The sequence below is a fragment of the Klebsiella sp. RHBSTW-00215 genome (assembly GCF_014103785.1).
In the GTDB taxonomy this organism is placed as follows: domain Bacteria; phylum Pseudomonadota; class Gammaproteobacteria; order Enterobacterales; family Enterobacteriaceae; genus Klebsiella.
This window is the reverse complement of the sequence record NZ_JABXQS010000001.1, coordinates 3,467,028-3,492,389: the sequence shown is the minus strand read 5'-3', so window position 1 is coordinate 3,492,389 and position 25,362 is coordinate 3,467,028. Positions and strand designations below refer to the sequence as shown.

25 protein-coding genes are annotated in these 25,362 nt (G+C 49.1%); 12 read left to right on the top strand and 13 right to left on the bottom strand.

Annotated elements, in window-relative coordinates:
- Nucleotides 1–117: 117 nt before the first annotated feature.
- Nucleotides 118–1,341 carry a diguanylate phosphodiesterase gene (locus HV127_RS16540; RefSeq protein WP_182237325.1) on the bottom strand — a complete coding sequence of 408 codons (1,224 nt, stop codon included), beginning with the start codon at nucleotides 1,339–1,341 and terminating at the stop codon, nucleotides 118–120.
- A gap of 333 nt (nucleotides 1,342–1,674) precedes the next feature.
- Here HV127_RS16540 and ycgZ point away from each other — a divergent pair, with 333 nt between their 5' ends.
- From ycgZ to HV127_RS16525, 3 genes are all read left to right on the top strand, one after another.
- Nucleotides 1,675–1,914, top strand: coding sequence for a regulatory protein YcgZ (gene ycgZ / locus HV127_RS16535; protein ID WP_182237323.1), 240 nt, complete (start codon nucleotides 1,675–1,677; stop codon nucleotides 1,912–1,914).
- Between the two features lie 142 nt (nucleotides 1,915–2,056).
- Nucleotides 2,057–2,362, top strand: a complete 306-nt coding sequence (locus HV127_RS16530; protein WP_228727467.1) for a hypothetical protein — start codon at nucleotides 2,057–2,059, stop codon at nucleotides 2,360–2,362.
- A gap of 54 nt (nucleotides 2,363–2,416) precedes the next feature.
- Nucleotides 2,417–2,683, top strand: coding sequence for a biofilm development regulator YmgB/AriR family protein (locus HV127_RS16525; RefSeq protein ID WP_110276842.1), 267 nt, complete (start codon nucleotides 2,417–2,419; stop codon nucleotides 2,681–2,683).
- Nucleotides 2,684–2,915: 232 nt separating this feature from the next.
- Here the strand turns inward: HV127_RS16525 and HV127_RS16520 are convergent, their stop codons facing one another.
- Nucleotides 2,916–4,385 carry a PLP-dependent aminotransferase family protein gene (locus HV127_RS16520; protein WP_182237319.1) on the bottom strand — a complete coding sequence of 490 codons (1,470 nt, stop codon included), beginning with the start codon at nucleotides 4,383–4,385 and terminating at the stop codon, nucleotides 2,916–2,918.
- A 136-nt stretch (nucleotides 4,386–4,521) separates the two neighbouring features.
- Here HV127_RS16520 and HV127_RS16515 point away from each other — a divergent pair, with 136 nt between their 5' ends.
- On the top strand, nucleotides 4,522–4,977 hold the full coding sequence (locus HV127_RS16515) for a GNAT family N-acetyltransferase (RefSeq protein WP_182237317.1): 456 nt from the start codon (nucleotides 4,522–4,524) through the stop codon (nucleotides 4,975–4,977).
- A 206-nt stretch (nucleotides 4,978–5,183) separates the two neighbouring features.
- Here the strand turns inward: HV127_RS16515 and HV127_RS16510 are convergent, their stop codons facing one another.
- The 7 genes from HV127_RS16510 to pgl form a co-directional block, all read right to left on the bottom strand.
- A complete protein-coding gene (locus tag HV127_RS16510) occupies nucleotides 5,184–5,852 on the bottom strand; it encodes a hypothetical protein (protein WP_182237315.1) in 669 nt (222 codons plus the stop codon).
- A 16-nt stretch (nucleotides 5,853–5,868) separates the two neighbouring features.
- Nucleotides 5,869–6,594 (bottom strand): molecular chaperone, encoded by a 726-nt coding sequence (locus HV127_RS16505; protein WP_182237313.1) that lies wholly within the window; start codon nucleotides 6,592–6,594, stop codon nucleotides 5,869–5,871.
- Between the two features lie 24 nt (nucleotides 6,595–6,618).
- Nucleotides 6,619–7,707, bottom strand: a complete 1,089-nt coding sequence (locus HV127_RS16500) for a fimbrial protein (protein WP_182237311.1) — start codon at nucleotides 7,705–7,707, stop codon at nucleotides 6,619–6,621.
- A gap of 14 nt (nucleotides 7,708–7,721) precedes the next feature.
- Nucleotides 7,722–10,265 (bottom strand): fimbria/pilus outer membrane usher protein, encoded by a 2,544-nt coding sequence (locus HV127_RS16495; protein WP_182237309.1) that lies wholly within the window; start codon nucleotides 10,263–10,265, stop codon nucleotides 7,722–7,724.
- Nucleotides 10,240–10,989 carry a fimbria/pilus periplasmic chaperone gene (locus HV127_RS16490; RefSeq protein ID WP_182237307.1) on the bottom strand — a complete coding sequence of 250 codons (750 nt, stop codon included), beginning with the start codon at nucleotides 10,987–10,989 and terminating at the stop codon, nucleotides 10,240–10,242. Before HV127_RS16490 ends, HV127_RS16495 begins: the two co-directional genes overlap by 26 nt.
- A 57-nt stretch (nucleotides 10,990–11,046) precedes the next feature.
- Entirely contained in the window at nucleotides 11,047–11,604 is a 558-nt protein-coding gene (locus tag HV127_RS16485; RefSeq protein WP_182237305.1) for a fimbrial protein, read from the bottom strand.
- 987 nt (nucleotides 11,605–12,591) lie between these two features.
- A complete protein-coding gene (gene pgl, locus HV127_RS16480; protein WP_182237303.1) occupies nucleotides 12,592–13,587 on the bottom strand; it encodes a 6-phosphogluconolactonase in 996 nt (331 codons plus the stop codon).
- A 223-nt stretch (nucleotides 13,588–13,810) separates the two neighbouring features.
- Between pgl and HV127_RS16475 the strand changes: the two genes are divergently transcribed.
- Nucleotides 13,811–14,629, top strand: coding sequence for a pyridoxal phosphatase (locus HV127_RS16475; protein WP_182237301.1), 819 nt, complete (start codon nucleotides 13,811–13,813; stop codon nucleotides 14,627–14,629).
- On the opposite strand, the gene modC is transcribed toward HV127_RS16475, so the two are convergent.
- From modC to HV127_RS16455, 4 genes are all read right to left on the bottom strand, one after another.
- Nucleotides 14,630–15,688: a molybdenum ABC transporter ATP-binding protein ModC gene (gene modC / locus HV127_RS16470; RefSeq protein ID WP_182237299.1), complete on the bottom strand. Its 1,059-nt coding sequence runs from the start codon at nucleotides 15,686–15,688 to the stop codon at nucleotides 14,630–14,632.
- A 2-nt stretch (nucleotides 15,689–15,690) separates the two neighbouring features.
- Complete coding sequence (gene modB, locus HV127_RS16465; protein WP_182237297.1) at nucleotides 15,691–16,380, bottom strand: molybdate ABC transporter permease subunit; 690 nt, start codon at nucleotides 16,378–16,380, stop codon at nucleotides 15,691–15,693.
- Nucleotides 16,380–17,153, bottom strand: coding sequence for a molybdate ABC transporter substrate-binding protein (gene modA, locus HV127_RS16460; protein WP_112214441.1), 774 nt, complete (start codon nucleotides 17,151–17,153; stop codon nucleotides 16,380–16,382). The genes modB and modA overlap by 1 nt, the downstream gene beginning before the upstream one ends.
- Before the next feature lie 138 nt (nucleotides 17,154–17,291).
- Entirely contained in the window at nucleotides 17,292–17,441 is a 150-nt protein-coding gene (locus HV127_RS16455) for an AcrZ family multidrug efflux pump-associated protein (RefSeq protein ID WP_110276804.1), read from the bottom strand.
- A 153-nt stretch (nucleotides 17,442–17,594) separates the two neighbouring features.
- On the opposite strand from HV127_RS16455, the gene modE reads away from it, so the two are divergent.
- The 7 genes from modE (at nucleotide 17,595) to gpmA (ending at nucleotide 25,350) form a co-directional block, all read left to right on the top strand.
- Entirely contained in the window at nucleotides 17,595–18,383 is a 789-nt protein-coding gene (gene modE, locus HV127_RS16450; protein ID WP_182237295.1) for a molybdenum-dependent transcriptional regulator, read from the top strand.
- A 67-nt stretch (nucleotides 18,384–18,450) separates the two neighbouring features.
- Entirely contained in the window at nucleotides 18,451–19,926 is a 1,476-nt protein-coding gene (gene modF, locus HV127_RS16445) for a molybdate ABC transporter ATP-binding protein ModF (protein WP_182237293.1), read from the top strand.
- 206 nt (nucleotides 19,927–20,132) lie between these two features.
- Nucleotides 20,133–21,149 carry a UDP-glucose 4-epimerase GalE gene (galE, locus tag HV127_RS16440; RefSeq protein WP_181482981.1) on the top strand — a complete coding sequence of 339 codons (1,017 nt, stop codon included), beginning with the start codon at nucleotides 20,133–20,135 and terminating at the stop codon, nucleotides 21,147–21,149.
- Nucleotides 21,150–21,158: 9 nt separating this feature from the next.
- The gene (gene galT / locus HV127_RS16435) at nucleotides 21,159–22,205 is read left to right on the top strand and encodes a galactose-1-phosphate uridylyltransferase (RefSeq protein WP_182237291.1); all 1,047 of its coding nucleotides are present in this window, start codon (nucleotides 21,159–21,161) and stop codon (nucleotides 22,203–22,205) included.
- A gap of 2 nt (nucleotides 22,206–22,207) precedes the next feature.
- A complete protein-coding gene (gene galK, locus HV127_RS16430; protein ID WP_182237289.1) occupies nucleotides 22,208–23,356 on the top strand; it encodes a galactokinase in 1,149 nt (382 codons plus the stop codon).
- Nucleotides 23,350–24,393, top strand: a complete 1,044-nt coding sequence (galM, locus tag HV127_RS16425) for a galactose-1-epimerase (RefSeq protein WP_182237287.1) — start codon at nucleotides 23,350–23,352, stop codon at nucleotides 24,391–24,393. The genes galK and galM overlap by 7 nt, the downstream gene beginning before the upstream one ends.
- A gap of 204 nt (nucleotides 24,394–24,597) precedes the next feature.
- Entirely contained in the window at nucleotides 24,598–25,350 is a 753-nt protein-coding gene (gene gpmA, locus HV127_RS16420; protein ID WP_004100351.1) for a 2,3-diphosphoglycerate-dependent phosphoglycerate mutase, read from the top strand.
- Nucleotides 25,351–25,362: the final 12 nt, after the last annotated feature.

Sequence of the window (25,362 nt, the reverse complement as noted above, 5' to 3'; positions counted from 1 at the left end):
CTTGTACAGTTAAAATATAGCAGGTCAGGCACCAATGTTTAGGTCACAAAATGAGTATTATTTTCCTGTTCTGTACGGTTTTTCTAGCGTAATTACGCACTTTACCCCGCACAAAATTTAAAGGAGCTCCCAGGACGCTTTTTTCTCAGGCCATGCCACCGCAGGAATTCCTCCCAGACATGGGCTGGCAAACAAATTGCCCTGAAAGTGCGCAATGCCTGCTGATTCCAACCACATCCACTCTTCGGGACGCTCAATACCGACAGCTGAGACGGCAATCTCCAGCGAGTTACAGCATTTAATGATAGCCTGTACGATAGCCTGTTTTGGCCCGTGCTTATGGATATCCTTAACCAGTTGACGATTAATTTTAATGCGGTCCGGCTGAAACTGGGCCAGCAGTAACAGCCCGGCAAACCCGGCACCGAAGTGATCAATTGCCACGCGGATACCTGCAGACTTAAGCTTACGTACAGAATCAGTGAATTCATCGATACGGGAAATGGCTTCACTCTCGGTAAATTCGACAATAATCTGTTCGGAAATTAAACCATTCGCTTCGATTTCAGCTAACAGGAATTCAACCGCGCCGGGAACGTTCACCAAAGTCATCGGTAGAAGATTGATTGACAGCGTGCGTCCGCGCAGCCGCAAACGTCCCGCCATGGCAAAGGCAATACGCTTGCTGTTCAGATCCGTCCAGTAAACTTCCTCTCGAGACATCCCATCAAAATAGACCGCTGGCGAATTACCGGAATTAGTACGCAACAGCGCTTCAAAAGAGACTATTTCTTTGGCAAACGGGTCGATCACCGGCTGAAAAGCAAAGCTGCACTCGGCCGCAGCAAGCGGGGTTTCTGGGTAAAAAGCAACGTCCTCTTTCACAAAGTCCCAGCTTTCTGCCGCAGGGATTTCGTAATAGTTTTCCTTTTCCGTTGCTTCAACGAAAGTGCGGAAAAAATGCAGGGCTCTGTCATCATACGTTAGTTGATATTTTGTAGTGCCTCTATCCAGAACAATTTGCAGAACTTCATCACGGTCATACTCTCGTAAGTCAAAGAGTTCCATACCGATTTTACCAAATCGACGCACTGGCCCATGATCTCTTAACAGCTCGACTAGATTATGGTGGCGCGGATCTTCACAGATATGACGATAGATTTCCTCAACCTTCTCTTCAGGCCCTTCTAATAGTTGAAAAAAATGGGTGCCGTTAAAAAGCAAAATACCGGACACGTTTTCCTGACCATTTTTTACATTTGCTACAGCAACCATGCTTTCGAGCGATTTAAGAGACACGTTGTCGCAGATGTGACTGCGATAAATGATGGTAGTGAGCATGAATTTTCCAAGAGAAGAGATAAAGCTATTGAGATATTACAGTAGCAGGTCTATTGCCTTAAGTTCTGTAAAAAACTCAGGATTATTAACAAATAAATTACGTTAACATCTTCTTTTGACTGGCATTCTCGGCGCAACGCACACCTGTACAACCCGTACATCTAGCTCATGCTAACACCAAAGTAGCACAAAGAAATTAAATCATTAAAAAACAATAAGTTATAAAAAATATCAAAAAAGTTAACATGTTTTTTCATTTTCTGTGTACAAGTTGCCAATCATTGTATAACTTTAATCGCAAGTTTACTGAGAATTGAACTGACAGGAGCACATATGCAGCAGAACAATTATATTCCCGATACGGCTAGCGCTATTGCCCATTATTTCAATAAAGCCTCTTTGCCTTCACAGCAGGAAACGCTGGGACAGATTGTGATGGATATTCTTAATGAAGGACGAAATCTGAATCGTAAATCCCTGTGTACAAAGCTATTGAGTCGCCTGGAAGTCGCTTCTAAACCTGAAGAAGAGAACCACTATCAAACGCTAATCGGAATGCTCTTTGAGCGATAGGATTAAGCGTGCCAGCAGTAATCTGGTGATTAAAGTCGACACTGAAGAGTCTGATTTCACGGATGATGCCAATACTTAATCAGCGCATCGACCTCAAACGAAATTTCCAGTCATGGAGATAACGGTAATCAGAGATACAGTTATGAATAGTGGTGAGATTGAACAATTAGCAGATGTACTGATTGGAGAGGCTGTCCTCTCTCTACTCAAATACAACGGGCCGATCAATACTCAGGCTTTAGTCAATAAACTCCAATCGATGCAGGTTGGTGAAACGGATAAAAAAAGGCGAGATACAATTGGGCATATTATTGATGAAATTAATAATATGGTAGCTCTCCGTAGTAAGAAAAAGTCTCTGGGTACTTCAGGTGCGAAAAATTATTGGGATGATCCAAATTCTTTATTTGGTTCCCCTTCGCAATCTGGTACAGATAAAATGCACTGACCTTTAACGGTCGATTCTTTAATTAACAAAGTTGAGAATATGATGAGACAGACTATGCACCAGCAATCAGATATCTACGCAGGCCTGAACGATACCGCACTGTCTGAATATTTCCGTAATGCAGGCGACAGGCTGATCGATGAATCTGCAGTAATGTCCCTGGCCATTAGTAGTATCCTTGCCACTGAAGGGCATCTCAGTAATAAGGCTATTATATTCTGGTTAATTAATGCCCTTGAGACGACCAGCGATGTGGTGACCGCAGATGTTATCCGTAAGACGCTGGAAATCGTCGTAAGTTATACCATGGATGATATCTAAGATAGCGACAGGAATTAATGAAACAAGGAAGTCCGCTATTGTTAATAGGTGGAATAACGGTTAGACAGGGCCTGAGGATAGAAATAAAACCCGCCTGTAGTATAATTCCGCCTAAAATTCGCCTCCTGTTGCCAGGTATAAAATCCACAACAGGAGACGGATATTAAATAAATATATGCAATATTTAATCAGCCTTTTTATAAGACTGAATATAAAAACACATTACCACGCGCTAAAGCACCGCAGCCAGACGCCTGACTCCATCGACCAGGACCTCCGGCGGATGGTTGGCAAAACCGAGTAAAATCCCCTCTCTCGCCATCGCCCGCTGACAGTATCGCTCAAAGGTCTGTACACCTAAGCCTATCCGACGAGCCTTGTCTTCCACTTCTTTGGCTTTTATACCATTCAGCAGCCAGCAGACTAAATGAACGCCCGAATCCGTCGGATGAACCGCCATACGTCCAGGAAAATAGTGCTCAATCGCCGCCTCCAGCGCACTTTTGCGCTCAAAACAGGCTTTGCGGATACGTCGAACATGGCTGGCGTAGTGCCCCTCACTGAGAAAACGCGCCAGAACCGCCTGTTCCAGATAGCCACTACTAAGATCGGTGTAATACTTGGTGATGGCAAACTGTTCGCGTAAATGCTCAGGCACCACCAAAAAACCAAGGCGAAATTCCGGGTACATCATCTTAGAGAATGTCCCGGAATAGATAACCCGCTGATGTTTATCTAGCCCCTGCAAAGCCTGTAATGAACGGGCGGCGTAGCGAAACTCACTGTTGTAGTCATCTTCGAAAATCCAGGCCCGATGGGCTTCTGCCCATTCCAGTAAGGCAAGCCTTCTCGGCAGGCTGAGAGTTCCGCTGAGCGGAAACTGATGCGAGGGCGCGGTATAGACCAGTTTCGCCCCTGGGTAGTGCAATATTCCATCCTGAATATCCATGCCATCGCCATCAACACGAACGGGCCGGACGGAGACTCCTCTGGCGGCGAATGCACCGCGAGCGCCGTTGTATCCAGGGTCATCCAGCCAAACCTCATCACCCGGTACCAGCAATGCCTGAGTGGTGATCGTCAGCGCCTGTTGAATACCATTGACGATAATAATTTGATCTTCATGACAATTTACCCCACGAGTCGCCTGAATATAGTGACTGATAGCTCGTCGCAACGGTAGATATCCGTAAGGCGTGGTGTGCATTCCCAGTTCACGATGCGACTGTCGCCAGACGCGCCCCAGCAATCGTCCCCATAAAGCGTGAGGAAAGAGATCGGTACAGCCGATACCCACCGCAAAAACCCGGTTCATCCCCCCACTCTTCTGGCTTTCGGACCATGAGGGTATCAATGCCGAGATATCGGGGTTGAGCTGCCCGATAGCAGATGCCGCCGCTTCAGGTGCCGCTGGTGAATAATGCTCGCTTATGAAGTTATCCGGGATATGTTGGCAGACAAATGTGCCCGCGCCCTTGCGCGTCACCAGATACCCCTCATCCATCAGGCGATCGAAACCCGAGATAACCGAATTCCTGGAGATCGCCATCATCTCAGCCAGCGCACGGCTTGAGGGAACTTTTGAACCCGCCGTCAAACGACCATCAAGGATAGCGTTACGCAGGGCGTGATAAACCTGATCTTTGATGATCCCGCGTTGTAATAACAGGTACTGAAAGAGAGGCGCAACTGGTTTTGCCATAGCTATGAGGGATATCTTGAAGGTAAAAGTGGATCCTACAAATATATAGAAAGTGTCACTTTTTAGGAACCATAAGAACTTCTAACATGGCGCTCAGTGAGGACAAAACTCCCATTTTTAAAAAATAAGGACCACTATGAATTTATCTCAAATCACCATCGAACCCGCAACCGAGAGCGACTTTGCCCAGTGGTTGCCGCTGTGGAAAAGCTACCAGGTATTTTACCGCGTCGATATCCCGGAAGCCGTGACGCAATTGACCTGGAGCCGTTTTTTAAATCCCATTGAACCGATGTTTTGCGCCGTAGCAAAGCATGAAGGAGCGATAGTTGGGCTGGTGCATTACCTGTTCCATCGCACCACCTGGGCCGAAAGCGACTACTGCTATCTGGAAGACCTGTTCGTTAACCCAGAGGTTCGGGGCAAGCAGATCGGTAAACAGTTGATTGAATATGTTCAGCAGCAGGCGCGTAAACGCCACGCTGCCAGCCTGTACTGGCACACCCATGAAACCAACCTTCGCGGCCAGCGTCTGTATAACTGGGTAGCGGATAAAAGCGGCATGATTGAATATCGGATGCGAGTAAAATAGCCATTGCATCTGGCATAAAAAACCTCGCCTGGGCGAGGTTTCAGACTGCTGATGCGGCTTAAAAAATAGCATCACTATTATATGAATATTCTAATATAATGATATTTCCCTGGCGTTAGCGTAACTTTCGAACTTGCTCTTCCCCTACACTATTTTACTCACTACGTTGGCAGACATTTTTCAGCATATTACTGTTGTCAAATAGATCAGTAGTGATGCAAAACAGGATCTTGTTTTGCGCGTAACAAGGCAAGGTTTCTCAATCTCCGGTAAAGAATAGGATCTTGTTGCATAATCAGTTTGCGAACTAACGTATCCCGATCTCTATAAATCAACTTATCACTAACGCCAAATTCACGCGCTATCTCCTTAACAGAGAGTCCCTCCAGTAGATGGAAAACTATTTGCTGCTCGCGGAGGGTAAACAGGAAGCAATTATTATACTTTTTTTTATTCTCCGTAATAACAGCATGACAGTGCATTAAGAAAATTTCCATTCTCCCTTTAATAACATCAAGGTCGTTACGTCCCGCCAGATGTAGCATAGAGGTTTTATCAGGGTTATACATGTCAACAAAAAATAGTACATTGCTAAGTATAACTCTTTTATCATCCTGCCATTTAACAGAAAAAATAATATCATTCTCAAAATGCTTGCTACGCACCTTACAAATATCAAAATTCCTTGATGAGAATGGAATGAATTTTATGTATTTATCAATAAGATGAAAAGGAATGTCTTCTTGTAGCTCACTCTTCAGCTCAGATGAAAAAAGTAACTCTTTAAAAACTGCATGCACTGCAATTCCATCATATACATTTTTTGTCAGATAAATAAATTTATAGCGCAGTAATGATGAGTTAAATCCCAACATGGTGTTATCCCTCTCATTATTTCAAGCTAATACGCTCTACGCCATAATCATCTATCCAGGTAAACGACTTTATACTTTCATTTACCAGAGCTATCTTTCCTGATGGTATATCCAGTGATGAGAAAGGAAATAGCAGACCATCTTGTGGCAAATCAATTATCTCCTTACCGCTACCCAGGCTAATTTTCAATAAAGAGTAATGAAACGGAGTTCTATTTTCAAGACGAATACACTCGCTATCATCACAATTTATTTTAATTGCTTTAATTTTTTCAATTTCTTTCTCAGTATTAATCTGAGATATAGCTACTGGACGATAAAATATCTTTATCCGTGTCCGAAAAGCAACCTGTAGTAAAACCTCGTCTGTTGTACCCTTAGCTTTTTGTGGGATCTCCAAAGCATTTAGCCAAAATAAGGATTCCTTATTTTTTGGTAATGATTCTTCATTATCGATAAGTTGAAGTCGCGCGGTACGCGAATCCATCCCGTTCAGGCGGAATACGGGTGGTAAAATCATAAATGGCGCCTTTATCGATTCAGGCTTATCCATGATGTTATCCCGGTCGGTCCAGAGTTGCATAAGAACCGCATTATCACCTTCATTTTTAATTCTAAATGTCACTTCCCGTTCATTTTCATTGAGAATGAGTCGAGTAAAATTAATATATGTGGCCGCAGATGCTTGTGAACAAACGGCGAACAATAACGTGACAAACAAAATTTTAACAAAAAAGATCATAATGCGAATTCCTGATAACAATTTTTATTTATAACTCAAAGTGAAAGTAACCGCCCCATTAATTCCCCCGGAAGAAACACTCTCTTCCGTTTGATACAACCCAGCACGCAATGGAACTGTATAGGTTGCATTATCGGCCGAGGGGTCATAATCAGTTAGCAAATATGAATTATTAAACGACAAGGGTGCATCCTGAGCATTCAATAATTGAATTCCGACACCACTCGCGCTGGATGTTGAACTGATAGCAAATACGCCTTGAGAGTTATCAATTATTGCTGTTGTTGGCGTAAAGAGATAACTAATACTCGCTAAACCAGCCGGACACTTTGTGAATACCAGATCAAAATCTTTCCTTGATGTGGTATAGCCCACTCCAGTAAAACTTGCACGACTGGCTGGAGGAAGATTCACATTAACATCAGACGTTGTACAGGTCCCACCCGTTGTCGAGATAACTAACCCACCGGCACGAAACTGGGCAATCATATATGTCCCGCTACCGACAGAGGTTCTGCCATCATAAATCTGATAATGTCGCATATACATTGGATCAAAAAGTGAAGTTGAACCTGCTGTTAATGATGGCTTAGTTTTCACAAACCTGACCTGCACATCTACACCAATATTCCATGAATTATCGTCGTCATAGCTAACATTAAATAATTGTGAAGGTGTCTGGTTACCCCCGGTAGAGATAGTTAATGGGTACCAATCGCTTAACTGACCTTTAACGGTATAACGCCAGCGTGCCACATAACCTAATCCATCCTTTACCGCCGTATCATAAACATTATAAGTTTGGCCATCGATCTGCATCGTTCCCCAAACACTATAAGGAGGGTATCCTTGAACCGCCATTGGTACCGTATAACTCTGATAATTAGTGACGTGTTTGCAAGTCCATGCGGTAGGGTTCGATGAAGTCATCCAGTTACCCAGCAAATCACCCACTGCAGCATCTTTACCCACCTGCACTGTTGTCGAATCAAAATATTGATAATAACCGCTGGTTCTTATGCAGTTGACCCAAGTACCATCGGCCCTTGCATACCCAATCGCGCCAGCGAAGGCTAATAAGTGCAAAACCAAGATACGGACTATTTTTATCATTATGCACTCTCCTGTTATTGGCAAACCGCATTAGCCTGTGGCAAACCAGCACCTGTTCCTGCTGGCTTAGCAGGTAGTACGTAGGCAAATGAACATGTTTGTTTACCGTGGTCACCCCATTTCACATGGAGTTTTCCTGTTTCTTTTTTAACTCTAACAAAAGCCTGTCCCCCTTGTGTGACATAACCAACAGAGCGATTGTTTTCATCCATAATCGCAGAACCAAACGGTAATTCTTCTGTGGGGTGACTTAATGCCAGAAGCATAGAATGACCAACATCTGTCTTATACTTCATCAATACTACCGCCCCTGCTGTTGGTACAATATTCTGACTGGTCACATCCAGAGAAATATCGTTCGATAACCCTTTAGGATCGAGTTCTATAGTATTCTGACGATACGGCGTTAAATAAGGCACCGCCGCTTTACCGTAGCGATTTAAACTCAGACTATTGTTGTTGGTTATTCTTGCTCCAGCGGCATCATCAGCCTCAATAATCGCCATCGTATCGCCCATCATAGGGGTGAAAACCACACCATTTTGCCATGCCACGACGCCGCCAGATAAGTTCATTCCATACTGTTGGTAACCACTTCCTGTCGAAACATTAGCCCCAACGCTACTCCATGGAGATGCCCAGTTGCCGCTTACTCCTCCGGTCGTTTTAGTGCCGCTTTGCTTATAGTGGTCAACGTTGCCAAAAGCACTATAGGTAAACTGGCGATTTTCACCGGTCGTTCCGGCAATGGAATTTTGAATACCACTATGGTCTCGTTCTTGAATAAAAGTCGAGTTGAGATAAGCCGAACGCCCACTTTCACCAAGGGGTAGAGAAATACCAATGGCAATTTTATTATCCCATTTATCTTTCAGCAGATCGCGGGTTCTACTGCCATTTATATTCAAATTGAAATGTTTAAATGAATTTGTATAACCGAACTGATATTCCGTATCATGCCCACTTCGATTCCAGTAGTCCTGAGTGCTCGCACTGAGATTAAAACTTCCCCAGGTATCATTAATCGTTTGCGTTGCGCTTATCTGTACGCGGTTTTTACGGTTAACCGTATCGTTAAACCAGCTATAGTTACGCTGCTGACCATCACGCAACATCATTGCGTCATCAATACTATAATACCCGGAACTAGAATAGCGGTAACTGGCAAGTGTGACGTTGGTATTCACAACCGGCAATATTTTGGCGAAAGAGAAGCGAATACTTTGCCCTTCACGCTTTATGTCATCATGAAACGAGCTGCGTGCATGGGTTATATCCGTTGAGATTGCACCAATTGAAGTATTTAAAGCGACACCGCCAGCAATCGACTGATAATTCTCAGCACCCAGCATGCCAGAATATCCGGTGATGAGGTTTGAAAAGCCATGATGCAGAGTTCCCATCAGGATATTCGGATTTTCATTTACAGTCGAATTATGGTAACGCCCCCCCATTAGGGTATAACGAGTAGTGCCCGGACGTAAAAGTTCAGCAATTGACGCGTAAGTCACGGTGAAACTGCGTTCGCTGCCATCAGCTTCTTTTATTGTGACCAGCAAATCGCCACCTGTCCCGGTGGGGTATAGATCATCAATCGTGAAAGGTCCCGGTGGTACGGTTGTTTCATAAATTCGCATACCTCTCTGACTGATACGTACCAGAGCAGTGGTGTTGGCAATGCCATTAATTATTGGCGCGTATCCACGTTGAGAATCCATATACATGCGATCGTCAGAGGTCATCATTACGCCGCGGAAGCCAACGCTGTCGAAGACTTGTCCGTCAGTTGATGATTCTCCCACCACCAATTTACTACGTAACGGAACAATCGCGCGTTCGAGATAGGTATTGGCATTGTCATAGCCCCAACCTTTTCCTTCGTTCCAGTTAAACGAGCCTCGGTAGCGCAGGCGCCATACATCCCAGTTAATTCCGCCCCTAAGTCCAAGATATTGGGTTGAGAGAGAATCAGACCCCGACATGTCAGAATGATAGGCGTTATAATCATATTGCAACGTTGCCGCCGTAATTCCATTATCCCAAAGTTCAGGACTGACATAGCCGCGCGCATGGCGTAGTAAATAGGTTTGAGGAGACTGTACGTTAATACGCTGTGTAGCCACATCAAAGTTTGCGACAAGATCCGGATAAATATCTTCAGTACGCACACAGGCTTCATCTGCTTTTAATCCCTGTAAAACATCAGGGTTAATTTTAGCCAAATCTATTCCGGCCATAGAAATCAATTTAATATTAAAGCAAGGTCTGGCTATCGCTGACTGCAAACTATCCTTTGCAAATTTAACATTGACATACCCTTTCCATTTTTCATTAACATAAAGATCGACGGCATAGTTACCACTGGCAACAGGATTCCCTTGAGAATAGGCACTGACATCAATAGCAGAGCGCATAAACTCACTATTAAAAATAACATCATCATTTTGTTGCGCTATTGCTACCTGAGAAATAAAAATTGATACAATAACAAACTGTGCTATCTGAGTTAAACAAATTGAAGAGGAATGCTTTTTATTTACTTTGCAGTGTCTGCTCATTCTTTGTTTCTCCTCCATAATCATTGATCACACTGTAAAATAGAGTGAGACCGTCCAGCCTCTCTGATTTTTTAGTTACTAACTGGAGATTCATCTCCCCTTTAGGTGCAATCATGCGTTGAGGGAAACTCTCAACAACAGCCGCTACCGCAGAACCCTTTGCCCTGCGAATCTCTACGCTACTTAACGTAATAAAATAAGGAGAGTCATTTTTAACATTTAAAGTATTACCATTTCTTTTAAATCTAAGTTTTTTATACGACTCCAGTACGCTGTATTCGAGATTAGCAGGACGATAAAATAATTTTATCCGCGTACGAAATGCTAGTTGCAGAAGATTAGAGCCAGCTTCGATCATCTTCGTAGGTTTTGGCGGTACTTCCAGCATATTAAACCAGTACAATGATTCCCTGTCCTGAGGAAGGATAGCGCCAGTGAACATAACTCTCACTGCCTGCCCTTTTTCGGGGTCAATACGTACAACAGGAGGGGTGATAACAAATGGTACGTTTACCTCACCTGGTCTGGATTTAGGATTACCATCATCAATCCATAATTGTAATAGATAAGGATTCTTACCATTATTTTTTAATTGCACAACCGACTCTTTATCTTTTGCATTAAAAACAATTCTCGTCCCATTAATAGCAACATCAGCCAAAGCTGAGACAGAGATAAAAAAAGATGCAATTAAAATAAAACAGTGGGGGATTTTTTTTAACATCAAAGAACCTCATCATTGATGGGAGTAAAAACAGTTGCTTTTACTCCCATGAATCAATTACTCGTAAACCATGGTGTAATCAACCTGAGTGGTTACAGAGCCCGCAGTAGAAAGATCGGTTGCATAATACTGAGCATAGTAATTAAGAATACCGGCACCAGAGCTGATATCTACTGGGATATCATTCTGACCATTCGCTACTGAAGCACCAGCAACAATAGCGTTACGATCGGCATTCAATAATTGCACTTGCACATTACCCGCGGCATCTGGAGCAGTAGTATCAATATTCAAGCGACCAGTCTGGCTATCAACATAAGCGCCAGGCTCAAAGTAGGTACTTGCAGTTTTTAAAGACAGGCCTGTACAACCAGATAGTGAAATATTGAAAGGTGTTGCTCCAGCTGTTGCTCCTGTAGAAGCCAAGGAGGAAACTGAGACAGTCGGCAGTGTTACTGTTGCATCAGTATTACCACCATCGATAGAAATAGTGCATGTGGTGTCAGTGACCAGCCCATTAATAGTAATGGTACCGTCCGCAGCAGAAGCGGAAGTTGCTACGACTGAAGACAATCCCAGAGCTAATGCTGAAATAGCATATTTATAATTACGCATATATAGTTCCCTATTTGGGTTAAGATGTACAACAACATAAAAATGATATTGAAACAATTAACACTACTTCCTTAATTCTTAAGAAATAGGAAAAGAACAATATCATCTAAATTCCATAACAATAATATACAGCAATTCATTGATGCGCAATAATAGGAAAATTCAACTGCATTTATATCTTAATAATTTATTTAAGGAGGGATTGTCTATTTTATTTATTAATATTTGATAGTGCCAATATATCTTAAAATGGTCTTTTACAATGTTTTTTTAGTTAAAAAAACATAAAATTTTATAATGAAGTTTAGTTGACCTAGATCATTTACATTGATTGAAATTAACATCTCAGCAACAATTAAAAGATAAACATTGTACGACCATCGATCAGTTTGATCGTATTTTAAGCACATTTTGTTGTGCCAGTTTGTTTTTTTCTCCTCTCCACCCTGGCGGTTGAAATATCGCAAGAAATATCCTCTTCACATGGTTAAAATACTTTAAAATACATAGAAATATAAAATTAAAAGTTGCAACATTTATTTACACAAGAAAAATCCTAATTAAGGAAAATTATCAATGTTTTGTTAAAAAAACACTTTAAATGAGACTTTTCTCATATAGATTTACTTACTTAGAACCGTGTCTTATCCAGCACAAAAAACTATAGAAAAACATAAATTGCTTTACTTAAAAAAATAAAACTCCGTTTGACCGTCGTCGTTCTGACAGAACTATTATCCAGGTGTTTATCCCTGGTAGAAAAATCCTGGAAAAGCATGAATGTGAGGGATTGAAAGCGCAGGAGATCCTCTTGTCTTTCCCCGAAAGAGCGTGAGCAAACGCTCACTTCAGCTAATACAAAGTCCATGTTGTATGGCTTAACTCACGAAAATGACGAAAGAAATAGCTTTTATTAGTGAAGCTAAGATGAATTAGAGAGATAAAAAAACCTCGCCGTAGCGAGGTTTTCAGTCATAACCCACAGCCTTAGTATGCGTTAACCACTACCCACATAGGACCCTGGCCGACGGCATAGCGCCCTTTTTCTTGCAACAGGCCCTGCTCACCTTCGATTTCATATACCGCGACATGATGCGATTTCTGACCAGCGGCAATCAGGTATTTGCCGCTGTGATCGAGGTTAAAGCCACGCGGTTGTGCTTCGGTGGGCTGATAGCCCTCAATGGACAACACGCTGCCGTCTTCGGAGACGCTGAAGATGGTGATAATACTGGCGGTACGATCGCAGGCGTAGAGGTGACGACCATCCGGGGTGAGATGGATATCCGCCGCCCAGCGAACACCGGTGAAATCAGAAGGCATCATGTCCAGCGTCTGCACGCACTCGATTTTGCCGTACGGATCTTTCAGCTCCCAGACGTCAACAGAGCTATTAAGCTCATTGACGCAGTAACCGTACTGCTGGTTCGGATGGAACACCATATGACGCGGACCCGCGCCTTCAACGGTGGTCACTTCAGCCGGTTCCTGCGCAACGAGGAAACCATCATCACTCAGGGTAAACAGGCAGACACGATCCTGCTTCAGCGCCGGAACCCATAAGGTGCGGTTATCCGGGGAGATATTTGCCGAGTGGCACCCTTCCAGACCTTCAATAACGCTCACCGTTTCACCCGGCAGGCCATCGGTCAGCGGCGTGACGCTTACGCAGCCCGAATTATAAGAGGCGCTAAAGACAAAGCGTCCCTGATGATCGGTAGAAATATGCGTCGGGCTACCCGGCAGCGCGGCTTCGCCGGCAAAGGTCAGAGCGCCATTATCGGGGGCAATGCGGTAAGCCAGTACGCGAAACTCCGGACGCACGCCGACGTAGAGATACTCTTTGTTCGGGCTCACCACCATCGGCTGCACCTGACCTGGGGCGTCAACAACCTGCACCAGCGTCAGTTTCCCCTCAACATCCAGATTCCAGACGTGGATCTGCTGGCTTTCCGGGCTGGCGGTATAAACGGTTTGTTTCATGAATACTCCTTTCCTCACTGCTCGTGGAAATTTCATTTTTCAGACTAACGACGCGCTGAAAAACACAATACGCATACACTACATGATTCAGGTTGCCTCGCAGCAGCCAGAAGGATCAAGTGTATCGACTCTTTTAGCGGTAGATGCTGAAAAGTTTGCCCGAATGGCACAGCGGTGTACCATCATAGCCTGCTCACTTTTCACCATTAACCGGAAACAACACATGACCTCACGCGTGATTGCCCTGGATTTAGACGGCACCCTATTGACCGGAAAAAAAACAATCCTTCCCGCCTCGCTCGACGCACTGGCTCGCGCCAGAGACGCGGGATACCAGGTGATCGTCGTCACCGGCCGACATCACGTCGCTATCCATCCTTTTTATCAGGCACTGGCTCTGGATACACCTGCAATTTGTTGTAATGGCACTTATTTGTATGATTATCATGCAAAAAAGGTTCTGGAATCCGATCCGATGCCAGTCGACAAAGCCCTGAGCCTGACGGATATGCTGAACGAGCATGATATCCACGGCCTGATGTACGTTGATGACGCCATGCTTTACGAACAGCCGACCGGACACGTCGTGCGCACCGCCAACTGGTCGCAATCTCTGCCGGTCGAACAGCGTCCGGTATTCACTCAGGTCAACTCGCTGGCGCAGGCGGCCCGCGAAGTTAAGGCCGTATGGAAATTCGCGCTGACCGATGAAGATACCGCTAAGCTACAGCGCTTTGCCCAGCATGTTGGTCAGACGCTGGGTCTGGAATGTGAATGGTCATGGCACGATCAGGTTGATATCGCCCGCGAAGGCAACAGCAAAGGCAAACGCCTTGCGCAGTGGGTGGCGGCACAGGGCTTGTCGATGCAGGACGTGATCGCTTTTGGCGATAACTACAACGATCTGAGCATGCTGGAAGCCGCCGGTACTGGCGTGGCGATGGGCAACGCGGTCGATGACGTCAAAGCGCGCGCCAACGTGGTGATTGGTGAAAACGAAACCACCAGCATCGCCGACTACATCAACCGCCATCTGCTGTAATCAGGCGGCGATCGACACGCTTTTAATTTGCGCGTACAGCTGCTGGCCTGGGGTTATGCCCAGGTCATCACGGGCCCACGGGCTGATACGCGCCCACAGCGTACGACCGCTAATTTCAAGCCTGACCTCAACCTGACCGTTACTTTCGATGCACTGCATCACCTGTGCGGGCAAAATATTACGGATGCTGGTTTGCTGCCCTGGCTGCAGGACCAGTGACACATCCGAAGCCTGAATGCGTATCCGCGCCGCTTCACCCTGCGGCCTGTCGAGCTGATTGACCCATATCTGCTGGTCGCCGAGCGCCAGGGCGGTCATCGCATACTGTGGATGCTGAGCGGCAATGGTCACATTGAGAATGGTGCTTTGCTGATCCTGCGGTAGCCAGGGGTGCATTATGCTGCTGCTCCACACCGCTTCCAGGTCACCAAAAGCTTTTACTTTCCCCTCTTCCAGCACCAGCACTTTATCCGCCAGATGCTGAATCTCATCCAGTGAATGGCTGACGTAGAGCATCGGGATGTTAATCTCTCGCGCCAGACGTTGCAGATAGGGCAGCAGCTCGCGTTTACGTGGAATATCCAGCGAAGCCAGAGGTTCATCAAGCAACAGCAGCTCCGGTGCGGTGAGTAATGCCCGGCCAATCGCCACGCGTTGTTTTTCCCCACCGGATAGCCCTCCCGGTAGCCTGTCAAGCAGCGGCGCGATGCCGAGCAGATCGACCAGCTTATCGAACTGTTCGGCCATACTCTTCGCCATGCCGTACTTCAGATTGCCGCGCACCTTGTAGTGCGGAAACAGGCGCGCGTCCTGAAAGACATAGCCAATGCGCCGTTTTTCCGGCGCCAGACAGATACGCTTTTCGACATCATTAAGCACTCTGCCGTTAAGCACGATACGCCCCTGCTGCGGGCGCGTCAGGCCGCTGATGGCGTTAATCAGCGAAGTTTTCCCGGCACCAGAAACGCCGAAAACCGCCGTAATGCCGCTGGCGGGGAGCGTCTCACAGATCTGCAAACAGTGGGTGCCCAGCGTCTGGGTGAAATCGAGCTCGAGCATGATTATTTCCCCATCCGTTTGCGGCTAAGCCGGGCCAGCCATTCAGAAATCAGCAGCGATATCAGCGCCAGCACAATCGAAATCAAACACAGCCGTGCTGCCGCACCTTCGCCGCCGGGGGTCTGAATCAGGGTATACATTGCTGAAGGGATAGTACGCGTTTCGCCGGGAATATTGGAAACAAAGGTAATGGTTGCACCAAATTCGCCCAGCGAACGGGCGAAAGCCAGCACGGTACCAACAATAATTCCCGGAAGCGTTAAAGGTAGGGTAATGGTGAAAAACACCCGCCAGCGGCCCGCGCCAAGCGTGCGTGCCGCCTGCTCCAGCTTAATATCAACTCCTTCCAGCGCCAGGCGTATAGCCCGCACCATCAGTGGAAAGGACATCACCGCCGCCGCCAGCACCGCGCCGCGCCAGCTAAAGGCAAAGCTCAGACCAAACCAGTCATAAAGCCAACTGCCGATAAAACCACGCCGTCCCATGGCAATCAATAACAGATAGCCCACCACCACCGGCGGCAATACCAGCGGCAAGTGGAGGATGCTATCGAGTAGCGCTTTGCCGGGGAAATCCCGTCGAACCAGCAGCCAGGAAAAAAAGATCCCAAAAGGTAAGCTGAACACCACCGCCAGGGATGAAACTTTCAGGCTCAGCAGTACCGCCTGCCATTCGGGATCGCTTAAGAACATTAGTGGGTAGTAAATCCGTAACGTTTAAAGATGGCCGAAGCTTCCGGTCCTTTCAGATAGTCATAAAATGCGCTAACCGTCGCATTTTTATGTCCATCAACGATAGCCAGCGGATATTCCACTTTCTTGTGGGAATCTTCCGGGAAGGTACCGACAACTTTCACGCCTTTACTGGCAACGGCATCAGAGCCGTAAACAATACCCAGCGGGGCTTCGCTACGCTCGACCAGCGCCAGCGCACCGCGCACGTCTTCCGCCGGAGCCAGCTTCGGCGACAGAGTTTCCCAGGCACCCAGTTTTTGCAGTGCTTCTTTGGCATAGATACCTGCAGGCACATGCTCCGGATCGCCAACCGCCAGACGCCCCCCTTTCAGCAGGCTGGTCCAGTCGGTTTTATCATTGATGGTGATATCGCCCTGAGCGCTGGCTTTCGGCGCAACGACCACCAGGCTATTGCCCAGCAGAGTGGCGCGTGTCGCCGTATCAATGCTCTTTTTCTCAACCGCGTAGTCCATCCATTTTTGGTCAGCAGAGATAAACAGATCTGCAGGCGCACCCGCTTCAATCTGTCGTGCCAGAGTCGATGAAGAAGCAAACGAAGAAACAACATCAACGTTCTTCTCTTTCTTATACTCTTTAGCGATATCCTGCATTGCGTTAGTCAGCGATGCCGCCGCGAACACGGTGATTTTGCCATCTTCCGCCAGCGCGTGACCCGCAACACTGAGCGTTAACGTTGCTCCGGCAAAAAAGCGTAACCATTGACCTGCCATCTGAAACTCCTGTGAGTGCGTTATGTAGGAGATAATATAGCGATAAGGTTGGGGTTTTCCCAGAGCAAATTAGGGGTAATTAGAGGCGGATCAATTGAGGGGACAAATAAAAACGCCCGGTAGAACCGGGCGCGGGAATCAGTGGTTTTGCGGCCTGTTGTCTTTATGGCCTGCTCCGGAGAAGAGGTTAAACACTTCGCCCAGACCGTAGATCAGCCCGAGGATGATAGCCATCACCACGGGGACCATCACAACGGCAAACACCAGACTTTTCAATAGCTCTAACATGGTTGGCTCCAGAAAATACGAATGTTTAATTGTAACCGTTTCGGCCGGAAAAACACGCCCGATTTGTGCGATGCCTGGCAGACATTCGCCGCAGATGCATCTTGCAAGATAACCGCTATCGGTCACAATACCCTTTTTCAACAGGATATGATTATGCAGGCCGAAATTCTTCTTACCCTAAAATTACAGCAGCGCCTGTTCGCCGATCCCCGCCGTATCGCCCTGCTGAAGCAGATTGACCAGACTGGCTCCATTAGTCAGGGGGCAAAAAACGCCGGCATCAGCTATAAAAGCGCCTGGGATGCCATTAATGAAATGAATCAGCTGAGCGAGCAAACCCTGGTCGATCGCGCTACCGGCGGCAAAGGCGGTGGCGGCGCGGTCCTCACCCGTTACGGGCAGCGGCTGATTCAGCTTTACGACCTGTTAGCGCAGATTCAGCAGAAAGCGTTTGATGTCCTGAGCGATGATGACGCACTCCCCCTCGACAGCCTGCTGGCGGCGATTTCTCGCTTCTCTCTCCAGACCAGCGCGCGCAACCAGTGGTTTGGCACCATTACCGGGCGCGACCACCAGCAAGTGCAGCAGCATGTTGAAGTGCTACTGGCCGACGGACAAACCCGCTTTAAAGTCGCCATTACCGCGCAAAGCGCCGAGCGTCTGGGCCTTGATGAGGGTCAGGAAGTGCTGGTGCTGCTGAAGGCACCGTGGGTCGGTATCACTCAGGATCGCGCGCTGGCCCAGCAGGCCGATAACCAACTGGCCGGGTGCATCAGTCATATTGAGCGCGGGCCGGAGCAGAGCGAAGTACTGATGGCACTCCCGGATGGTCAGAGCCTTTGCGCCACCCTGCCGGTGGAGGAGACACGCGATCTGACGGAAGGCGCGGAAGCGATAGCCTATTTCAATGCCGATCGCATCATTCTCGCCACGTTGTGCTAACGGCATTGACATTCCGGCCGTGAAGACGTATCCCTGATGCAAATTGCTGCAAAAAGTGGGATACACAATGTCATCATTGCAAATTTCGCAAGGCACGTTTCGCCTGAGCGACACAAAAACGTTAAATATTGAGCACCTCAGCGTGCAGGCTGGCGAAAGCTGGGCCTTCGTCGGCAGCAACGGCAGCGGGAAATCTGCCCTCGCCCGGGCGCTGTCCGGCGAGCTAACGCTGCTTAGCGGCCAGCGCGAGAGCGCGTTTTCGCGCATCACCCGCCTCTCTTTTGAACAGTTGCAAAAGCTGGTCAGCGATGAGTGGCAGCGCAACAACACCGATTTGCTTAGCCCCGGTGAAGAAGACACCGGACGCACCACCGCAGAAATCATCCAGGATGAGTTTAAAGATTCATCCCGCTGTGCCCGCCTTGCCGAACAATTTGGTATCACCAGCCTGCTCCAGCGCCGCTTTAAATACCTCTCCACTGGTGAAACGCGCAAAACGCTGCTGTGTCAGGCGCTAATGGGCAACCCGGATCTGCTCATTCTTGATGAGCCGTTCGACGGACTCGACGTAGCATCGCGCCAGCAGTTAGCCGAGCTACTGGCGACGCTAAACGGTGAAGGTATCACTCTGGTATTGGTACTTAACCGTTTTGATGAGATCCCGGCGTTCGTGCAGTTTGCCGGTGTGCTGGCGGATTGCGTACTGAGCGAAACTGGCGAAAAGCAGGCCTTGCTGCAACAGGCGCTGATTGCCCAGTTGGCGCATAGCGAAAAACTTGACGGCATGACCCTGCCGGAACCGGATGCCCCGGCGGCACGTCACGCGCTGGAGGATAACGCACCGCGCATTGTGCTTAACGACGGCATGGTTTCTTATAACGATCGGCCGATCATTAACCACCTGAACTGGACGGTAAACCCCGGAGAACACTGGCAGATAGTCGGCCCCAACGGCGCCGGTAAATCCACGCTGCTCAGCCTGGTGACCGGCGATCATCCGCAGGGGTACAGCAACGACCTGACGCTGTTTGGCCGCCGTCGCGGCAGCGGGGAAACCATCTGGGATATTAAGAAGCATATTGGTTACGTCAGCAGCAGCCTGCACCTTGAATACCGCGTCAGCACCAACGTGCGTAACGTGATTCTCTCAGGCTATTTCGACTCGATAGGCATCTATCAGGCCGTTTCCGACAAGCAGCACAAGCTGGTGCAAAACTGGCTGGATATCCTCGGGATCGACAAGCGCACTGCCGATGCGCCGTTTCATAGTCTCTCCTGGGGACAACAGCGACTGGCGCTGATCGTCCGCGCGCTGGTCAAACACCCTACCCTGCTGATCCTTGATGAACCGCTACAGGGGCTAGACCCGCTCAACCGCCAACTGGTGCGCCGTTTTGTCGATGTGCTGATTAGCGAAGGGGCAACTCAGCTACTGTTTGTTTCTCACCATGCCGAGGATGCCCCGGACTGTATTACCCACCGTCTGGCGTTTGTGAGCAGTGGAGACGGTTACACTTACGAAGTGGGACCGCTGACAAATTGACCTGATTCAGGGGTCTGCGGATCCCTGTTTTTTTTCGGAAAAAGATCAATACGCCACATCATTCCCCTGTTTTAAAACAATAAAATCTTCAGTGTGCGCATTGATAATTTTAGTGTAAACGATTCCACCAATTTGGCCTGTGTCACACTTTTCCCATCTTTGGTATGCTATCTTCTTCTCACACGATAAGCCTATTGGAGCGAATCATGAAAGTACTGGTTACAGGTGGTAGCGGTTACATTGGAAGTCATACCTGCGTTCAACTGCTACTGCAGGGGCATGAAGTGATTATTCTCGACAATCTCTGCAACAGTAAGCGCAGCGTATTGCCAATCATTGAACGTCTCGGCGGGAAAAATGCCACCTTTGTCGAAGGCGATATTCGTAATGAAGCGCTGATGACGGAGATTCTTCACGATCACGCGATTGAAGCCGTGATCCATTTCGCCGGTCTGAAAGCCGTCGGAGAGTCCGTCGCTAAGCCGCTGGAATATTACGACAATAACGTAACCGGCACACTGAAATTAGTTTCCGCCATGCGTGCTGCCGGCGTGAAAAACTTTATTTTCAGCTCTTCCGCTACCGTTTACGGCGATCAGCCGAAGATCCCTTATGTCGAAAGCTTCCCGACCGGCACTCCGCAAAGCCCGTACGGCAAAAGTAAGCTGATGGTTGAGCAGATCTTGACGGACCTGCAAAAAGCACAACCTGATTGGAGCATCGCCCTGCTGCGCTACTTCAACCCGGTTGGCGCACATCCGTCGGGCGACATGGGTGAAGACCCGCAGGGGATCCCGAACAACCTGATGCCGTACATTGCGCAGGTTGCTGTAGGCCGTCGCGAATCACTGGCGGTCTTTGGCAACGATTACCCGACCGAAGACGGCACCGGCGTGCGTGACTACATTCACGTGATGGACCTTGCCGACGGCCACGTCGCGGCAATGGAAAAACTGGCTGATAAAGCAGGCGTGCATATCTACAACCTTGGCGCAGGCGTCGGCAGCAGCGTACTTGACGTGGTCAATGCCTTCAGCAAAGCCTGCGGTAAACCGATTAACTACCACTTCGCGCCACGCCGCGACGGCGACCTCCCGGCCTACTGGGCGGACGCTGAAAAGGCCGATCGCGATCTGAACTGGCGCGTGACGCGCAACCTTGACGAAATGGCGCAGGACACCTGGCACTGGCAGTCCCGTCATCCGCAGGGTTATCCAGACTAAGGAACCTTCATGAGCGTATTTAACCCCGTCGACCATCCACATCGTCGTTATAACCCGTTAACCGGGCAGTGGATTCTGGTTTCTCCGCATCGCGCCAAGCGCCCCTGGCAGGGGGCGCAGGAAACGCCGGCAAAGCAAACGTTGCCCGCGCACGATCCGGACTGCTTCCTGTGCCCGGGTAATACCCGCGTCACCGGTGACACCAACCCGAACTACACCGGTACGTTTGTTTTTACCAATGACTTTGCGGCTTTGATGACCGATACCCCTGATGCCCCGGAAAGCGACGACCCGCTGATGCGCTGTCAGAGCGCCCGCGGCACCAGCCGGGTCATCTGTTTCTCGCCAGACCACAGCAAAACGCTGCCGGAACTGAGCGTTGAAGCGCTGGAAGGCGTGGTTAAAACGTGGCAAGAACAGACTGCGGACCTCGGAAAAACCTATCCATGGGTCCAGGTCTTTGAAAATAAAGGTGCGGCGATGGGCTGTTCCAACCCGCACCCGCATGGCCAGGTGTGGGCAAACAGCTTCCTGCCGAATGAAGCGGAACGCGAAGATCGTCTGCAAAAAGCGTACTTCACCGAGCACGGCGTGCCGATGCTGGTGGATTACGTGCAGCGTGAATCAGCCGACGGTAGCCGTACTATCGTCGAGACCGAACACTGGCTCGCCGTGGTTCCCTACTGGGCAGCGTGGCCTTTCGAGACGCTGCTGCTGCCAAAAGCGCACATCCAGCGTCTGACCGATTTAACCGACGACCAGCGCAGCGATCTTGCGCTGGCGTTGAAAAAGCTGACCAGCCGTTACGACAACCTGTTCCAGTGCTCATTCCCCTACTCGATGGGCTGGCACGGCGCGCCGTTTAACGATGAAGAGAATAATCACTGGCAGCTGCATGCACATTTTTATCCGCCGCTGCTGCGCTCCGCCACGGTGCGCAAATTTATGGTCGGCTATGAAATGCTGGCTGAAACCCAGCGTGATCTGACGGCCGAGCAGGCTGCTGAACGTCTGCGCGCTGTGAGCGACGTCCATTTTCGCGAATCCGGAGTATAACCATGAGTCTGAAAGAGAAAACCCAAGCCCTGTTTGCTGAAAAGTTTGGCTATCCAGCCAGCCACGTTATCCAGGCCCCTGGCCGCGTTAACCTGATTGGCGAACATACCGACTATAACGATGGATTCGTGCTGCCTTGCGCAATTGATTACCAGACGGTCATCAGTTGCTCGCCGCGCGACGATCGTACCGTGCGGGTGATTGCCGCCGATTACGACAATCAGACCGATGAATTCTCTCTGGATTCGCAGATTACCCGCCACGATACCCAGCAGTGGTCGAACTATGTTCGCGGCGTGGTGAAACATCTCCAGCAGCGGAATAACAACTTCGGCGGCGCGGACCTGGTTATCAGCGGCAACGTACCGCAGGGCGCAGGATTAAGCTCCTCGGCTTCACTAGAAGTTGCCGTCGGCACCGTGTTCCAGCAGCTTTATCACCTGCCGCTCGACGGCGCGCAGATTGCGCTGAACGGTCAGGAAGCGGAAAACCAGTTTGTTGGCTGTAACTGCGGCATCATGGACCAGCTCATCTCCGCACTGGGTAAAAAAGACCACGCTCTTCTGATCGACTGCCGCTCCTTAGGGACTAAAGCAGTCTCGATGCCGAAAGGCGTCGCGGTGGTGATTATCAACAGTAACTTTAAACGTACCCTGGTCGGCAGCGAATACAACACGCGCCGCGAACAGTGCGAAACCGGCGCTCGCTTCTTCCAGCAGCCCGCTCTGCGCGATGTGACCCTGGAAGAGTTCAGCGCCGTTGCCCACGAGCTTGACCCGGTCGTCGCCAAACGCGTTCGCCACGTCCTGACCGAGAACGCCCGTACCGTAGAAGCCGCAGTGGCGCTGGAAAAAGGCGATCTGCAGCGGATGGGCGAACTGATGGCGGAATCTCACGCCTCAATGCGCGATGATTTTGAAATCACCGTTCCGCAGATCGATACCCTGGTGGACATCGTCAAGGCGACCATCGGCGACAAAGGCGGCGTGCGTATGACCGGCGGCGGTTTCGGCGGCTGTATTGTGGCGCTGATCCCGGAAGATCTGGTCGATACCGTGCAGCAGGCCGTTGCCAAAGAGTACGAAGCAAAAACCGGTATTAAAGAAACGTTCTACGTGTGCAAACCGTCTCAGGGAGCTGGACAATGCTAAACCAAACAACGGAACTGGCGCCGGACGGCCAGCCGTGGAATCTCCTCACCCTGCGTAACGACGCGGGGATGACGGTCACCGTCATGGATTGGGGTGCCACGCTGCTCTCAGCTAAAGTGACTCTTGCTGACGGCAGCGTGCGCGAAGCGCTGCTCGGCTGCGCGACCCCTGGTGACTATACGCGCCAGGCCGCCTATCTCGGTGCCTCTGTCGGTCGTTACGCTAACCGCATCGCTAACAGCCGCTTTACGCTGGATGGTTGCACCGTCAATCTGACCCCGTCCAACGAAGCGGGCCATCAGCTGCACGGCGGGCCAGAGGGTTTTGATAAGCGCCGCTGGCAGATTGTCAGCGCTGATGCTCGCCACGCGCTATTTTCACTCTCATCTAACGATGGCGATCAGGGATTCCCCGGTAATCTGACGGCAACGGCGCACTATCGCCTGACCGACGATAATCGGATCTCCATCGAATATCGCGCCACCGTTGATCAGCCCTGCCCGGTGAATCTGACCAACCACGTCTATTTCAACCTCGATGGCGTGCAGAGCGACGTGCGCAACCACAGGCTGCAGATTTTCGCTGATGTTTATTTGCCGGTAGAGAGCGATGGCATTCCGGGGGGCGATCTACAAAACGTTACCCTGACCAGCTTCGATTTCCGCACGCCGAAGGTGCTGGCAGATGATTTCTTGCGCGACGAAGACCAGCAAAAAGTAAAAGGCTACGACCACGCGTTCCTGCTTCAGGCGCTGGGCGATGCCAACAGCCCGGCGGCTCACGTCTGGTCGCAGGATGAAAAACTGCAGATGACGGTCTATACCTCCGCTCCGGCTCTGCAATTCTACTCCGGCAACTATCTGGGCGGCACGCCGTCACGTACGGCGCAACCGTACGATGACTGGCAAGGTCTGGCGCTGGAGAGCGAGTTCCTGCCGGATTCGCCGAACCATCCGGAATGGCCGCAGCCGGATTGCGTTCTACGCCCCGGGGAAGAGTACGTCAGCCTGACGGAATATCAGTTTATTGCGAAATAATCCCAAGCCCTCCTGATGGAGGGTTTTTTTATCCTTTCGCTGAAAAATACGCCACTTACAGACAAAAACATAACCTCAATTTTACAAGCATCTTACACTGAGCCACTATTTTCGCTATGGTTAGGGATAAGCATTGCCGTGAGGTAAATCACAGCAATATAATGAGAATTGTTATCATTCAAATAAAGCTTGAGGAGTAAGAGAATGGCTGTAACTAAGCTGGTACTCGTTCGTCACGGCGAAAGCCAATGGAACAACGAAAACCGTTTCACCGGTTGGTATGACGTTGACCTGTCTGAAAAAGGCGTTGGTGAAGCAAAAGCAGCCGGTAAGCTGCTGAAAGAAGAAGGCTTCAGCTTCGATTTTGCTTATACCTCTGTGCTGAAACGTGCCATCCACACCCTGTGGAACGTACTGGATGAGCTGGATCAGGCCTGGCTGCCGGTTGAGAAATCCTGGAAACTGAACGAGCGTCATTACGGTGCGCTGCAGGGTCTGAACAAAGCAGAAACCGCTGAAAAATACGGTGACGAGCAGGTTAAGCAGTGGCGTCGCGGCTTTGCGGTAACGCCGCCGGAGCTGACCAAAGACGATGAGCGCTATCCGGGCCACGATCCGCGTTACGCAAAACTGACCGATGCAGAACTGCCAACTACCGAAAGCCTGGCGCTGACTATCGACCGCGTTGTGCCTTACTGGAACGAAACCATTCTGCCGCGTCTGAAAAGCGGTGAGCGCGTAATTATCGCCGCTCATGGTAACTCCCTGCGTGCGCTGGTGAAGTACCTCGACAACATGGGCGAAGCCGAGATCCTCGAACTGAACATCCCAACTGGCGTACCGCTGGTCTATGAGTTCGACGAAAACTTCAAACCTATCAAACATTACTATCTGGGTAACGCCGACGAAATCGCCGCGAAAGCCGCTGCCGTTGCGAACCAGGGTAAAGCCAAGTAATTAATTTACCGG